Here is a 13,607-nt window from a genome sequence, read left to right on the forward strand (position 1 = left end):
TAAGCGTCCCTCCCTACAGATAAGCAATGTTTATAACTGCGGTCGAAGCCAAAGAACCCGCTTCCATATCCGCAATGGACGCTACTGTTGGAATTAACGTAGCTTTAACACCCATATACCAGTCTGTTACATAATTTTGTGTGCCAGTGGGAACTTGACCATCCGCCTGAATAGTGAAGTAGGCTGCTGTTCGACCATTTCTTATTTCTGTTTTGTACGCCACGCCTGTTGCGCCACCGCTAGCAGGTACAACCCATTTCCCGGCATAAGTCCCCGAGGCAATAGTGGTTGTATTAGCGGAAGACAGAGAAACGTTAATATTATTTACCGCCACACAGTCATTGAGCTTAAACTCTGCGTCCTTGGCGAAGGTACCAGCAAATGCGCTAATTGGCGTAACTTCACCAAAATCAAATAACAACCCATCGCCACCACCAGTAACTACCAGCGTACAGGTACCACGATTAATGTGGGTACTTGCAGTAAAGTCGACTCGTTCAGCCAGTGCAGAACCACTCAGCATCACCGCACACAGGGAACCCGTAATGAATACTGATTTCCCTTTTAATTTGAATTTATTCACTAAAAACTCCTTTTTTAATTAAAGACATCAATGCTGATGTGGCTTAACTTAACGATGATGTTATTAATCACAGATTACGTTATCGACAGACAACGTCTTACTGTTGATATCTTCCTGAGTCGTTTCAGGTAACTGATAATTAAACCGACACTGTTCTTCGGTGTTATCGCCCCAGATAACAGATAACGTCCCGGACTGCTCTATTCCTCGAGTAAAGGCACGACCACCTTGTCCAACCGTGCCCACGACCTCATTATTTTCATTAAATATCTCAGACCCCAGAGGAATATTTTTACCATTTTTCAAACTAAGACGGAAAAATACCGAGCGACGATCGTCCGTAGCGAAAGGAACATAAATAATAGCCCCTGCACGCGGAACAACTTTCGTCGATGTCTCTTTTAATTCGGTATCCTGTTCCATTTTCGATGGATCGATACTCACATCATTAAAGCGGTAAGGTGACAGGCTAGAAACATAGGCATACCCGGCACTGTTAATTCGCGCAGCCCTGTCACCCATCGCCAGTGCGCCTTTCGCACCTTTCGCCTCAATCAATGCAACAGGCGTGTCACCGTTAATGGTTCGTCCGAAAGTTACGCCGCCCTTGTGAATTAAAACCCCACCGCTGCCGTTCACAGACATCTGACGGCTGTTCTCTGTATCGGCAGATATGTTCCCCCCCCAGCTACCGTAACGGGTATCCCAGGAGGCATTCGCCCCAATATTCTCAATCTTATTATCGTCGTAGCCGTTGCGGCGATAACTTGCGTTGACGCCATAGTTCATGCCTGCATCCTGGTTATAACCCGAGGTCGAGGTCGATAAATTACTGTCTCCCTTGCTGCTTCGGGTATAACTGGTGTTCAGGTAATCAAACAGCGGCGCTTTATCACCGGAACGATCGCCAAGCGGTATAGAAAACGACAAATAAACCTGATCGTCTTTCTCATTACCGTCAGTGTAGTAACGGTTAACGGAAACGCTATAGCTGACTTGTCCCAGAGAGTTGCTGTAACCCAACTGATAACTTTTCTCTTTGCGTCCTGAACGCCAATACTCTGATAGCATCGCTGAAGAATAAAATGAGCCCCATCCATTTTCCAGCGACTGGTTGACGTTGAGTTGTACCTGTGACTTGAGGCGATCCTCCAGGTCCATCCAGTCGGTTTCCGATAGTCGATCCACTGCCTCACTCAGCGTATAGAAATCTTTTGTCGAATAACGGTAAGCCGCAATATTGAAACTGGTATTTGTCGAGGAGATAAAACTGTTGTATTTAATCCCCACACTCTGCCCTTCCCGGCTGCCTTCTTCCGCTGACAAATGCGACTGTGTCAAGTCTATTGAGACTGCACCAATCGGCGTATTCAGCGCCACCCCGCCGAGAGCAGAGTAGTAGCCCGACATATATTCAGCACCAGTATATAAAGACAGATAATTATTCAGACCGTATTGCCAGGTTCCCTGGGTGACAACAGGTTTCTCTGCGCTGCTCGATCCGTTATATTCCCCCACCGCCAGCGAATAAAGGCTGACCCCTGGGTAAAGCAGCTGCCCACTGCCATTGAAAGGTATAATCAACTGACGCGTCCGACCGTCCGCCTCCTGAATCGTAACGTCAAGCTGTTCGCTGGAGCTGATCGGATTATAATCGTCAATCGAAAATGCTCCCGGCGGCACGGTTGTTTCTAATATTTTAGTGCCAGCCTGGCTGATAATAATTTTCGCATTCGACTCCGCAACCCCACGAATAACCGGACGGAAGCTGTTCAGGGAGTCTGGCAGCATTCGCGTGTCGCTGCTCAGCGTCACGCCGCGTAATGGAAACCCATCAAAAAAGGTGCTGCTGCTATAGATCTCACCGACCCGTAGCCGTGACTTCAGCGGCGCGACATCGTGTTCCACGTACAGGTTCGAACTGTCGAACGTTGTTCCACTGTCTTTTGTGTAGTTCGCGTCGCCACGGACACGGACGCGCCAGCCCAGTAAATTCAGTCCACCATCAAGGCCGACCCAAGCGCTATCAGAGCTAACCCCACTGTAACTTGAACGATAATAACTGGTGTTATAACCGACAAACGCCGCGTTAACGCCGTCATCCCAGAGCGTATCCGGCACTTCATCAGGACGTGTTGCCAGTACCATGGCCTGTGGAATATTCAGCATAAAACGCTGATCGTTGATATCCATTTTCCATTTAGCCTGGGGGATCAGGGTTTTCAGCGAAATGCAGCTTTCCGCCTCTGCGCCAGAAACATTAATGGCACCAGGATCAACACCAAAATTCGCCAATTCTTTCAGGCTCAGGCAAGGAATTGCACGTAACGGATCTTTTGGGTTTTCATCAAACTGAATTTCAAACTTACCCATTTCGCGCTCGTTAAGTACAACGGTTGCGTAATGCTTCCCGGCGGTAACAGGGTTTCCTTTGGAAAAACGGCTAACGTCTATTGGCTGATTAGATAAAAAGATATTACTAAATTCTACCTCTTCATCTTCAGTACCGATTTCCTCACTTTCTTTATTTTCTTCTTTTTCCTGCACATTAGAATTTTCTACTGATGATGCAGGCGAAACACTATTTTGTGCAGGGGTTTCAGTAGCATTCGCTGTCCCGACAACATTCAATAAAATAAATGTGCTAGCAATACTCGACAAACGAAAACGATCGCTAATTAACATATCCATAGAAAAACCCGAACGTTCCATCGTGAAAAAATACTATTTGATAACAGCAGTACCCTCTACATCGTTACCATAATCCGAAATATAGCTATACGTCAGATTGGTTCCTACAGCTGCTTTAAACGTTTTGTTATCAAATGTGAACTTTTCCGTTGCAAAAGGTGCAACCATTCCTGGCTTCGCCGAATTATTACCAACTTTCATCATATTGAAGGTCAGATAATAAGGGGAGTTATTTTTTGCAACTAATGTGCCATTTTCCGCACGCCATTCAACCTTACCTGCCGCATCTTGTGGTTTTACGGGTAAAGCATCTGGGCGATAAAACATCTTAATCCGAGTACGAAATGCCAGTTGTAATTTATTATTGCCAGCAGCCTCACCTTTTGCTTTTGGCGGAACCTCTAACACGTTCAGATAATAAATACTTTCACGATCTTTCGGCAAACTGGCGTCCATTTTAGAAATACGCAGCGTCTGGCCTTTCTTCGCATCAATACGTGACACCGGAGGTGTTAACATAAATGGCAGATCGATATTTTCCGGCGATTCCGTTGCACGACCATCATCCAACCATGACTGCACCAGCAGTGGACGCGGCCCCTCATTGGTCAGGCGAACGTTAACTTCTTTGGCTGCTTCTTTATAAATCACACGCGTGGTATTAATGACGACATCGGCCCATACAGACGAACTGAAGGCCAAAGTCGCGGCCATAATTGCAGATAAATATTTGATGGACATTTAATTTATTACTCTCTGAAAAATAAGGCGGCAATAAAAACTGCCGCCTCAGTCTTAATCAATAATTACTGGTAAACTACGCTGAAGGTAGCTACCGTTTCGATATCACCAGCGACAACATCTGTACCCGTCTGGACATAACGAGTGTTAAAACTGTAGGTCTGGGCATTCGTCGTTGTACTTTTATAATCCGCTGGATCGATAGTATTCAGATCCATCGCCAGTTTGTTGGAGAGGTCAGCGTCTTTAGTGAAGCCAATCTGCACGCCTTTAGCAGCAGTATCCATGGTATTGACGGAGTCCAGCAGGACGTTACGATAGGTGCTGGTGCCTGAGTCCGCATAACCAGTAGAATCAAAGCTAACCGCAACACCGGTTTTACCGGCTGGCATCACGCAGCCTTCCAGAGTGATATTTACAGTACGCATATCTCGAGAAGCTTTCAAAGTGGTACCATTCGCGGCCGCCACAGAATCCGTCAGATCCACAGCAGCAATCGGATCAATCTGCAGCAAAGTAGAAGTCGGTGCACCGTTGATCGCCACAGCACACGTTTTGTTAATGACTTCGCCATTAATACGAATCTGGCCATCAGCCGCCATCGCATTCACCGCACTTAAACCACCTGCAACCAATGCAGCAACCTGAGCAATTTTAATAATTGAACGACACATAATTCATAACTCCATTTATTTACAAAAAATATAACTAATACTTACCGTGCATTATGCTGGCGTATACAAAAGCACCACATTTTAGTTCCACTGCAGCCCGCAATAGCGGTGTAGATCAAAAACAGTAGCAAAGATTATTAAGGGTAACGCCGTGAGCACATTATTATATTAATGGATGTAAATTGCAACCAATTGACACGCTACAAAATATATATGAAAGCATTCACAGACCGTATTTAAAATTCACTTAAAACATAGAAAAAAAGTCACACAAAAAATAAAATAATAAGTTAAAACAATTAGTTAAAGAAAACATAATATAATTTATAAATAGAAAAACCTATGACATCAATAGATGAAATACACTCTATTTTTAGGAATAAATCCAAGATCAATCGATCTCATGAATAAATTCACGAGATGAATTTAAAAAAAATATTGATACAATTACAATATAAGATATTTGAAAACAATTTTATTGTCGCAACTTATTTACCTTATCATTAATAAAACATATACATTAGGAACAATAACCACCGCCGTTATATTCCTCCCAACCCAGAACAATAAACGAGTCACTGGATGTCTGACTCTCCATTGCAAGCAATCTGCCTCTCGGCTTTTATAGATAACGTTGTTATCAGCGACCTTAGTGATAACTTCTGCCCATCTTTATGCCCGTATCAGCATGGTAAACACTCTGTTGCTTTAACGCCCCCGGACGCTGACGGGTTTTGCCCTGGCTGACTAAGAACACACGCGAATGATTTTTATTACAAAATGCCCTTCCCAGTAGCGTTAGAGCGGATGTATGGCGTGTGATAGACTGAAGTATCAGACTTACAGGGCTGTACATCATTATGCAATTGCATCATAAAGCGCTCAGGCTCTTTATCTCCGTCAGCGTCGTTGTTTTGACGTTTTCTTTTTTAGTTTATGAGCTCATTGCCAGCGATAAAGCAATGAATGCGTACATGCGCTATATCAATGAGAAAGCCGACTCATCGTTTCTCTATGATAAGTATACTAATCAAAGTATTGCAGCCCATCTGATGCGCACATTTTCATCCCCCCAGGTACCCGCTTCTATCGAGCAACAAAAAGCACTTTGCAACGCTTTCGACAGCGTTAACGGCACTCATGGGCTCAACCTCACCCAGCATAACTACCTACCATTACACGGTACGTTGCAAACCCCCACCACAAAATGTAGCGAGAAACTTGAAGACATATTTCTACTGCCCTCTTTTGACCGGGCGGTAAACGTTAATCGTGAGCAGAAAGATTACGGTCATGGGTTAGGTATGCAGGAGTATAAATTTCGATATTACGTCGATCTCAAAAATAACTACGTCTATTTCTTTGATCTGGTCGACTCGCGGAAATTTGCGATACACAACTGGTCGTTTTTGCAAAAAGGAAACCTGGGTATCAACCAGAATGACATTGACGGTATTTTCACTGGCCGCACGGTAATCTCCCGTATTTATGAAGATAACCTGACCGAGAAAAAAGTGATGAGCTTTTTAACACCGGTCTACTATGCCGGTAAGCTAAAAGGCGTGGTGATGGTGGATATCAACAAAGAGAATTTAAAGAATATTTTCTATACCAGCGACCGCCCTCTCGTCTGGCGCTATCTTAACGTGACGCTTTCGGACATCAACTCAGGTAAAGAGATACTCGTTCACCAAAGTGAGAACAACCTGTTTAGCTATGTTCACTACCAGGAGGACATGCCCGGCGGTATACGCATCACCTTATCGCTTGATTTTATGTACTTTATTGTCTCCTCCTGGAAAGTATTCGCCTTCTACCTGCTGGCGACAATACTGTTGCTGAATATGGTCAGAACGCATTTTCGGCTGTATCACAACGTCACGCGTGAAAATATCAGTGACGCGATGACCGGGCTCTACAACCGCAAAATTTTAACGCCGACGCTCGAACAACGTTTACTGCAGTTGGTAAACGCGGGCACCCTCGTGACCTTTATCGCCATTGATTGCGATAAACTAAAAGTCATTAATGATACGCTGGGGCATAAGGAAGGCGATCGCATTATCACCATTCTGGCTAGAGCCATTCAAACCTCGATTCGCAAAAACGACTATGCCATCCGCCTCGGTGGGGATGAATTTTGCATTATCCTCATCGATTACCCCGCTGAATTAACGCCTCGTCTGCTGGAGAGGATTCGCTATAACTTACAAATTATTGCGCAAGATAGAGCAATCAGCTTCTCCGCAGGGATTTATAATATGCAGCCAAACGACACCATTGATGATGCCTACAAAGCATCCGATGCACAGCTCTACCTGAACAAACAGAAAAAACGCGCGGATGCGTAATCATTTTTCTGACAGGATTTTCATTGTTGTACCAGGAGTAAGTCATGACGGAAGTGAACAAAGGTAACGCAACGCATCAGCGTTTAATTTCGCTGTTGTCAGAACAAGGCGCGACGTATCGCGTGGTAAGCCATGAAGCGGTCGGCAAATGTGAAGCGGTTTCTGAAATTCGCGGTACCGCACTGGGCCAGGGAGCAAAAGCGCTGGTTTGTAAGGTCAAAGGCAACGGCGTTAATCAGCATGTCCTGGCGATTCTTTCTGCCGACCAGCAGGCCGACCTGGGCCTGTTAGCCAGTCATATCGGCGGGTTAAGAGCATCACTTGCCAGCCCGGCGGAAGTCGATGCACTGACTGGCTGCGTATTCGGCGCTATCCCACCGTTTAGCTTCCATCCAAAACTTAAGCTGGTCGCCGATCCGCTATTGTTTGAGCGTTTTAATGAAATTGCGTTCAATGCCGGAGTGCTGGAAAAATCCGTGATTATGGATACCGCAGATTACCTGCGTATCGCGCAACCGGAATTACTCCCGTTCCGCCGCGTACAATAGCCGCCCGAGTCAGGTGTAAAAACGTAGCATCGTGCATTAGCCCAAAAAAAATCATAATCATTAAAAAAAGCCTGTTCCGTCACGCGTTTACGCGTACAGTAAGCAGGCTTATTTTTTCTTTTGGCAAGGAAACTACGATGTTTGATGTCACTCTGCTGATCCTGCTCGGACTGGCAGCTCTGGGCTTTGTCAGCCACAACACCACTGTCGCTGTTTCAATTCTGGTGCTGATCATTGTCCGTGTTACCCCTCTGAATACTTTCTTTCCATGGATAGAAAAACAGGGCCTGACCGTCGGGATTATAATTCTAACCATTGGCGTCATGGCGCCGATCGCCAGCGGAACGCTCCCCCCCTCCACGCTCATCCACTCCTTTGTGAACTGGAAATCACTGGTCGCTATTGCCATCGGGGTATTCGTCTCCTGGCTTGGCGGGCGCGGTGTCACGCTCATGGGTAGCCAGCCTCAGCTTGTGGCCGGTTTACTGGTGGGTACAGTTCTGGGCGTGGCGCTATTTCGCGGTGTGCCGGTGGGACCGCTCATTGCGGCAGGTCTGGTGTCATTGATTGTTGGGAAGCAGTAGCCAGTCCAGCCAGATAACGGCCTGGCGTCTGTCCCAGGCCTTTTTTGAACATGGTGATAAATGCCGTGGTCGAATCGTAACCGAGCATGTGCGCAACCTGTTGCACGTTATGACCATCTATCAGCGCCTGCAGCGCCAGAATCAATTGAAGCTGGTGACGCCAGCGGCGAAAACTCAACCCCGTTTCTTTAACGACCAGACGGGCGAGGTTCCGCTCACTCATCGCAAATACGCTGGCCCACTGTCCCAGCGTCTGCCACTGCGCGGGCTCCCGCGCCATCGTCGCGACCATTCTGCGGATTTTCGGGTGATCGGAAACCGGCAACTGCATTTGCTCCTGCGGTTGCTGCGGGAGTTCATCAAATAGCACTTGCGTCAGCCGCTGGGTAGACGGCTCCAGCCGTTGATCATCCGTTTTGGACGCCAGCGCCAGAATGAGCTCCCGACATAATGGGGCGATTTTCAGGGTGCAGCAGCGTTCAGGCATCACGACTGCCTGCGGCTCAATAAACAAAAAGCACAGTTGCGCCCCAACGGTAACGTGGTTGCTGTGTGGAATTTCACCGGGGATCCATACCGCATATTGTGGAGGCACCATCCACATGGCATTTTCAACCTCACAGGTGATCGCGCCATGCAAGGCCAGAATCAACTGCCCCTTACGGTGCTGATGCAGCGGACTGAAGAGTTCATCTTCCCGGGCCTGAATACAAAACGCCACCGCCGCATCGTGGTAAAGGTCGGGCTCATACCCATCCAGCCTCAGTCCTAACATAAAAATGTCCGTTTTTAGCGATAAACTGTCATTTTAGCTTGATTCATCCATTGAGTAAAAACGCTAAAGTATCGCCTCGCCTGACGATATGAGAAAAAAATGACAAATATGCCTTCCTCCCGCGGCAAAAACGCAGCCTGGCTGATCGCGGGGATCCTGATGATTGCCACCACGCTGCGCGTCACCTTTACCGGAGCCGCCCCGTTGCTGGATGCAATTCGCACCGACTACGGCCTGAGTACCGCCCAGACGGGACTTCTGACCACCCTGCCGCTGCTGGCCTTCGCACTGGTATCGCCTCTGGCCGCCGCCGTTGCACGCCGTTGGGGTATCGAACGCAGCCTGTTTGCCGCAATGCTACTGATTTGCGCAGGTATTGCGATACGTTCTCTGCCCACGCCAGGTTTCCTGTTTAGCGGCACAGCTATCATTGGTTGCGGAATCGCGCTGGGAAATGTGCTGTTACCTGGGCTGATTAAGCGTGATTTTGCTCAGCATGTGGCAAAACTCACTGGCGCATACTCGCTGACTATGGGCGCAGCGGCGGCACTGGGTTCAGCTATTGTGGTTCCGCTGGCGCTGAACGGGTTTGGCTGGCGCGGTGCGCTGATGGTACTGATGGTCTTTCCGCTGCTGGCGCTGATTATCTGGTTACCCCAATGTCGCCAGACGGCCAATGCCAGTTTGAGCAACTCGCGCGCTTTGCATTCCCGCGCGATCTGGCGCTCGAGCCTCGCCTGGCAGGTGACGCTGTTTCTCGGGATCAATTCACTTATCTACTACGTGATCATTGGCTGGCTACCCGCCATTTTAATCAGCCACGGCTACAGCGAAGCGCAGGCCGGTTCGTTACATGGTTTACTGCAACTGGCAACCGCCGCGCCGGGGTTATTGATCCCTCTAGTCCTGAACAGATTTAAGGATCAGCGCACCATCGCCGCACTGGTTTCGTTAATGTGCGCCGTCGGCGCAGCCGGATTCGCGGTAATGCCCGGGCAGGCTTTGCTGTGGACCATACTGTTTGGCTTTGGCTCAGGCGCCACAATGATCCTTGGTTTGACCTTTATTGGCCTGCGCGCAAGCTCAGCGCATCAGGCCGCGGCCCTGTCCGGCATGGCACAATCCGTCGGGTATTTACTGGCTGCCTGTGGGCCACCGCTGATGGGTAAGATTCACGACCTCAATGGTAGCTGGCTGATTCCATTAGCTGGGGTCGCCGTGTTAGCGATACTGATGGCAGTGTTTGGTCTGTGCGCAGGGCGTAATCGGGAGATCGCAAGCGCATAATGCAGCGGGCAGGTTTGGGAACAACCTGCCCGTTTTTTTATCCTCGCGCAGCGCGCAGCATTGCCTGAACTAACGGCACGGGTTTTCCCGCCAGCGCTCCACGTTCATGCTGAAAGAGTGTGCCGACAAAAAAAGGATGCGTCACCAGCTCAACGGCACGGATATCACCAGCCTCATCCCAGCCAGTCACACGAAGATCACCGCTCTCAAGCTCGGCGGCAAAATCTTCCGATACGCCATAGTTGCAGTGATACCCCTCGGAGATAACACCCCGTCCGTAGGCTTTGGCAATCAGCGTATTGGCCCTCAGTTCAATATCATCCGTTTTTTCTACCAGCGAGCAGGTCAACGGTGCGATGACCATCCTCCCCGTGGTATCCGTTTCCGCATGGGCAGCATCACTCCAGCCCAGCACGTTGCGGGCATACTCCAGAATCGCATGTTGAAAACCGCCACAGGTCCCGAGGAATGGGATGCTGTTTTCACGCGCGTAGCGTATCGCGATCAGTGCGCCTTCCAGGTGCCGATATGGACTGCCAGGAACGACCCAAATAGCATCATAGCCAATCAGATCTTCACTGCTGCTAATATCAGAGGTGGTTAGCCAGTCATAATCAGCCACTAATTCCAGGACGGCAGCGGCATCATCGATAGCTAGAGGAATGGCCTGATGCGCCACAATATCAGGGCTGTAATCACCCACCAGCGCAATGCGAAGCGTATCTTTAAACGGGGAAATTTCCATTAAGCTTTCCTTATGTCCAGACAATGAGGGACAATATAAGGAGCCTCAGCCTACCGATTTTTTGTTGGTATCACAATCCCTTAAATTGGGAGTCAGGACGGGCAGAATGTTACAATTGTCACGTTTTACGATCTTATTTAACCGTAATAAAGGTGTCGAAATATATCAAAGCAGTGGATTAATGGAGCAGATGAAAAGATGAAAATTCAATGTAAACGCGTGTATGACCCAGCAGAAAAAAATGATGGTTATCGCGTACTGGTCGACAGGCTGTGGCCTCGCGGGGTAAAAAAGACCGACCTTATTTTTAACGAATGGAATAAAGCGCTTACGCCGTCATCTGATTTACGCAAGGCGTTCCACGCAGAATTGATTGATTTCACACACTTTTCCGAGCAATATCGCGCTGAACTGGCCCTACAGCAGCAGGAAGGAAAGCGTCTCGCAGAGATTGCCCGACAGCAAACCTTAACGCTACTGTATGCGGCGAAAAACACCCAGCAAAACCACGCGCTGGTGCTGGCTGAATGGATACGTCAATGCTAACCGGATTTCATTTGCCCGTTGTCGGATGATCTCTGCGCCAGAGCGCCCATTCATCAATCACTTCCCCGCCCGGTAATTTGCAGTCCGACCTTACGCCTTGCGGGGTCTGCACCGCAATCAGCGAGCCGCCCTTTTGTTCGCAATATACCGATGCCGGATTCGCCAGACCAATCTTCGGCGGTTTGGGGGCTTCGGGCTGAGTGGTACATCCCGCTAGCACCAACAAGCCGGGCAAAATAATAGACGCCAGTTTCATATCGACTCCTGTTAAAAACCTTATCCCGGCAGGTTACCCCGACTTTCCATCTATCTCCATGTTTTACTGTCAGCTTTCAATTTAATGTTTAAGTTTTGAGCGGGATGGCGTGTTTCATCTTTCATCTTGATGTTCTATCATGCGGGCCACGTTAGCCCAGTCATTACTCAGGAGCATTTACACCTCATGTCGGACATGATCCTTGCCAGAGTCTCACAATCCTTAGCCACGGAGCAGTCAGTTGAGAGCCTGGTTCGGCAACTTCTGGAGATGCTGGAAGTGGTGACTGAGATGGAATCCACCTATTTAACCAAGGTCGATTTAGATGCCCGCCTGCAGCATATTTTGTATGCGCGCAATAGCAAGCAGATGCAGATCCCTGAAGGGCTGTCCGTACCCTGGGATGAGACGCTATGCAAACGCGCCATAGACGAAAACTGTCTGTACAGCGACAACGTTCCCGCTCGCTGGCCGGAGTGTACCGCCGCCCGCGCGCTGGAGATAACCACTTTCCTGAGCACGCCGGTTCATCTTCCCGACGGAACGTTTTACGGTACGCTCTGCGCCACCAGTCGCCACCAGCACGCATTAAGCCAACGTGGCGAACAGGTGTTACATCTGTTTGCAGGCCTCATCGCCCAGTCAATTCAAAAAGAGTCGCTGGTTGCTCAGTTACGCGAAGCGAATGCCGCGCTGATTGCGCACTCTTACACCGATGCCCTGACCGGATTACCGAATCGGCGCGCCATTTTTGAAAATGTTGAAACTCTTTTTTCCCTTGCCCGACATCTCAGGCAGAAGATTATTTTTGCCTATATTGATTTGGATGATTTCAAATTGATCAATGACCGCTTTGGCCACGAGGTTGGCGACCAGTTTCTGATCCAGATTGGTCAACGTCTGCTTAGCGAATGCGGTGACAATGATATCCTTGGCCGACTGGGTGGTGACGAATTTTTAGTCGCGAGCCTGTCACCGGAAGATGACAGGGATCCGCGGGACCGCCTGCAGCAGGTGAAAAATCAGCTACAACAGCAAATTTGCGGTGACTACCACCTGGGTGACATTCATCTATTTTATCCTGGCGCCAGTCTGGGCGTGGTGGAAATTAATCCGTTGGAGACTGATGTAAACTGCGCGCTTCACCTCGCAGACAGCGCAATGTACAAGGATAAAAAGCGTCAGGATAAAACCACTTTTGTCGTACATTAAGCCCTGCTATGCTAACCCGTCTTTAAATAACTCTGGCAGATAATCGTATGCGACTCGGTATTATTTTCCCCGTCATCATTTTCATTTCCGCTGTCGTTTTCTTATCCTGGTTTTTTATTGGCGGCTACGCTGCGCCGGGAGCATAACGATGAAAAAAACAACGCTTATTATGATTGGCGTGGCTATCATCGTCGTTCTGGGAACAGAATTCGGCTGGTGGTGACCTAAGAAAAAGGCCACATATTAGTGGCCTCTATTGTCTGTATGTTTACTTAGCTTTTGATTTTTCTGTAGATAAACAACACCACAATCGCACCGATCACCGCCACGGCGAAACTGCCGAAGTTGAAACCATCGACTTTACCAAAACCAAATAAGGTGCTGATCCAGCCACCCACTACCGCACCGACAACCCCTAAGATAATGGTCATAAAGAATCCGCCGCCATCTTTACCCGGCATAATCCATTTTGCCAAAATCCCAGCAATAAGACCGAAAACCACCCATGAAATAATGCCCATAATTTCCCTCACTTATGTTTTTAAATTAACGATTCACTCGTCGTATAAAAGCATAGCATAGCGCTGAAAAATTAAAATTTGTGATCGCTATCA

15 protein-coding genes and 1 pseudogene are annotated in these 13,607 nt (G+C 48.3%); 8 read left to right on the top strand and 8 right to left on the bottom strand.

What is annotated here, in order from left to right:
• Positions 1-13: 13 nt before the first annotated feature.
• From OGV52_RS14240 to OGV52_RS14255, 4 genes are all read right to left on the bottom strand, one after another.
• Positions 14-583 (bottom strand): fimbrial protein, encoded by a 570-nt coding sequence (locus OGV52_RS14240; protein ID WP_103766200.1) that lies wholly within the window; start codon positions 581-583, stop codon positions 14-16.
• A 63-nt stretch (positions 584-646) separates the two neighbouring features.
• Complete coding sequence (locus OGV52_RS14245) at positions 647-3,274, bottom strand: fimbria/pilus outer membrane usher protein (protein WP_052137993.1); 2,628 nt, start codon at positions 3,272-3,274, stop codon at positions 647-649.
• Positions 3,275-3,307: 33 nt separating this feature from the next.
• Positions 3,308-4,015 carry a fimbria/pilus periplasmic chaperone gene (locus OGV52_RS14250; protein WP_047498933.1) on the bottom strand — a complete coding sequence of 236 codons (708 nt, stop codon included), beginning with the start codon at positions 4,013-4,015 and terminating at the stop codon, positions 3,308-3,310.
• Positions 4,016-4,080: 65 nt separating this feature from the next.
• Positions 4,081-4,689 carry a fimbrial protein gene (locus OGV52_RS14255; RefSeq protein ID WP_047498935.1) on the bottom strand — a complete coding sequence of 203 codons (609 nt, stop codon included), beginning with the start codon at positions 4,687-4,689 and terminating at the stop codon, positions 4,081-4,083.
• Between the two features lie 860 nt (positions 4,690-5,549).
• Between OGV52_RS14255 and dgcJ the strand changes: the two genes are divergently transcribed.
• The 3 genes from dgcJ (at position 5,550) to OGV52_RS14270 (ending at position 8,172) form a co-directional block, all read left to right on the top strand.
• Positions 5,550-7,040, top strand: coding sequence for a diguanylate cyclase DgcJ (gene dgcJ / locus OGV52_RS14260; protein ID WP_287108679.1), 1,491 nt, complete (start codon positions 5,550-5,552; stop codon positions 7,038-7,040).
• A 44-nt stretch (positions 7,041-7,084) separates the two neighbouring features.
• Positions 7,085-7,588, top strand: a complete 504-nt coding sequence (locus OGV52_RS14265) for a YbaK/prolyl-tRNA synthetase associated domain-containing protein (protein ID WP_181545986.1) — start codon at positions 7,085-7,087, stop codon at positions 7,586-7,588.
• Between the two features lie 137 nt (positions 7,589-7,725).
• On the top strand, positions 7,726-8,172 hold the full coding sequence (locus OGV52_RS14270; RefSeq protein WP_016152803.1) for a DUF441 domain-containing protein: 447 nt from the start codon (positions 7,726-7,728) through the stop codon (positions 8,170-8,172).
• Here the strand turns inward: OGV52_RS14270 and OGV52_RS14275 are convergent.
• Positions 8,149-8,947: pseudogene (locus OGV52_RS14275) on the bottom strand (AraC family transcriptional regulator). The gene OGV52_RS14270 and the pseudogene OGV52_RS14275 sit on opposite strands and share 24 nt — an antisense overlap.
• 99 nt (positions 8,948-9,046) lie before the next feature.
• Between OGV52_RS14275 and OGV52_RS14280 the strand changes: the two are divergent.
• The gene (locus OGV52_RS14280; protein ID WP_287108680.1) at positions 9,047-10,234 is read left to right on the top strand and encodes a CynX/NimT family MFS transporter; all 1,188 of its coding nucleotides are present in this window, start codon (positions 9,047-9,049) and stop codon (positions 10,232-10,234) included.
• Positions 10,235-10,271: 37 nt separating this feature from the next.
• Here OGV52_RS14280 and OGV52_RS14285 read toward each other — a convergent pair whose 3' ends face one another.
• A complete protein-coding gene (locus tag OGV52_RS14285) occupies positions 10,272-10,979 on the bottom strand; it encodes a CTP synthase C-terminal region-related (seleno)protein (protein ID WP_103766196.1) in 708 nt (235 codons plus the stop codon).
• A 198-nt stretch (positions 10,980-11,177) separates the two neighbouring features.
• Here OGV52_RS14285 and OGV52_RS14290 point away from each other — a divergent pair, with 198 nt between their 5' ends.
• The gene (locus OGV52_RS14290) at positions 11,178-11,525 is read left to right on the top strand and encodes a DUF488 domain-containing protein (protein ID WP_016152799.1); all 348 of its coding nucleotides are present in this window, start codon (positions 11,178-11,180) and stop codon (positions 11,523-11,525) included.
• A gap of 7 nt (positions 11,526-11,532) precedes the next feature.
• Here the strand turns inward: OGV52_RS14290 and OGV52_RS14295 are convergent, their stop codons facing one another.
• Positions 11,533-11,781, bottom strand: a complete 249-nt coding sequence (locus tag OGV52_RS14295; RefSeq protein ID WP_016152798.1) for a putative hemolysin — start codon at positions 11,779-11,781, stop codon at positions 11,533-11,535.
• Between the two features lie 186 nt (positions 11,782-11,967).
• Here OGV52_RS14295 and OGV52_RS14300 point away from each other — a divergent pair, with 186 nt between their 5' ends.
• Genes OGV52_RS14300 through yoaJ form a run of 3 tightly spaced genes read left to right on the top strand, consistent with a single transcriptional unit; the run spans position 11,968 to position 13,216 of the window.
• The gene (locus OGV52_RS14300) at positions 11,968-12,993 is read left to right on the top strand and encodes a sensor domain-containing diguanylate cyclase (protein WP_153690445.1); all 1,026 of its coding nucleotides are present in this window, start codon (positions 11,968-11,970) and stop codon (positions 12,991-12,993) included.
• Between the two features lie 47 nt (positions 12,994-13,040).
• Positions 13,041-13,139 carry a YoaK family small membrane protein gene (locus OGV52_RS14305; protein WP_032941789.1) on the top strand — a complete coding sequence of 33 codons (99 nt, stop codon included), beginning with the start codon at positions 13,041-13,043 and terminating at the stop codon, positions 13,137-13,139.
• A 2-nt stretch (positions 13,140-13,141) separates the two neighbouring features.
• Positions 13,142-13,216 carry a protein YoaJ gene (gene yoaJ / locus OGV52_RS14310; protein ID WP_101700011.1) on the top strand — a complete coding sequence of 25 codons (75 nt, stop codon included), beginning with the start codon at positions 13,142-13,144 and terminating at the stop codon, positions 13,214-13,216.
• 49 nt (positions 13,217-13,265) lie between these two features.
• Here yoaJ and OGV52_RS14315 read toward each other — a convergent pair whose 3' ends face one another.
• On the bottom strand, positions 13,266-13,514 hold the full coding sequence (locus OGV52_RS14315) for a GlsB/YeaQ/YmgE family stress response membrane protein (RefSeq protein ID WP_047498947.1): 249 nt from the start codon (positions 13,512-13,514) through the stop codon (positions 13,266-13,268).
• Positions 13,515-13,607: the final 93 nt, after the last annotated feature.

Source organism: Citrobacter sp. Cb041 (genome assembly GCF_030336655.1).
Taxonomy (GTDB): domain Bacteria; phylum Pseudomonadota; class Gammaproteobacteria; order Enterobacterales; family Enterobacteriaceae; genus Citrobacter; species Citrobacter braakii.

Coding starts and splice junctions, on each gene's coding strand:
- OGV52_RS14315 (WP_047498947.1), bottom strand. CDS start 13,514: ATGGGCATTATTTCATGGGTGGTTTTCGGTCTTATTGCTGGGATTTTG.
- OGV52_RS14305 (WP_032941789.1), top strand. CDS start 13,041: ATGCGACTCGGTATTATTTTCCCCGTCATCATTTTCATTTCCGCTGTC.
- OGV52_RS14295 (WP_016152798.1), bottom strand. CDS start 11,781: ATGAAACTGGCGTCTATTATTTTGCCCGGCTTGTTGGTGCTAGCGGGA.
- OGV52_RS14245 (WP_052137993.1), bottom strand. CDS start 3,274: ATGGATATGTTAATTAGCGATCGTTTTCGTTTGTCGAGTATTGCTAGC.
- OGV52_RS14270 (WP_016152803.1), top strand. CDS start 7,726: ATGTTTGATGTCACTCTGCTGATCCTGCTCGGACTGGCAGCTCTGGGC.
- dgcJ (WP_287108679.1), top strand. CDS start 5,550: ATGCAATTGCATCATAAAGCGCTCAGGCTCTTTATCTCCGTCAGCGTC.
- OGV52_RS14290 (WP_016152799.1), top strand. CDS start 11,178: ATGAAAATTCAATGTAAACGCGTGTATGACCCAGCAGAAAAAAATGAT.
- OGV52_RS14300 (WP_153690445.1), top strand. CDS start 11,968: ATGTCGGACATGATCCTTGCCAGAGTCTCACAATCCTTAGCCACGGAG.
- OGV52_RS14285 (WP_103766196.1), bottom strand. CDS start 10,979: ATGGAAATTTCCCCGTTTAAAGATACGCTTCGCATTGCGCTGGTGGGT.
- OGV52_RS14250 (WP_047498933.1), bottom strand. CDS start 4,015: ATGTCCATCAAATATTTATCTGCAATTATGGCCGCGACTTTGGCCTTC.
- OGV52_RS14280 (WP_287108680.1), top strand. CDS start 9,047: ATGACAAATATGCCTTCCTCCCGCGGCAAAAACGCAGCCTGGCTGATC.
- OGV52_RS14265 (WP_181545986.1), top strand. CDS start 7,085: ATGACGGAAGTGAACAAAGGTAACGCAACGCATCAGCGTTTAATTTCG.
- OGV52_RS14255 (WP_047498935.1), bottom strand. CDS start 4,689: ATGTGTCGTTCAATTATTAAAATTGCTCAGGTTGCTGCATTGGTTGCA.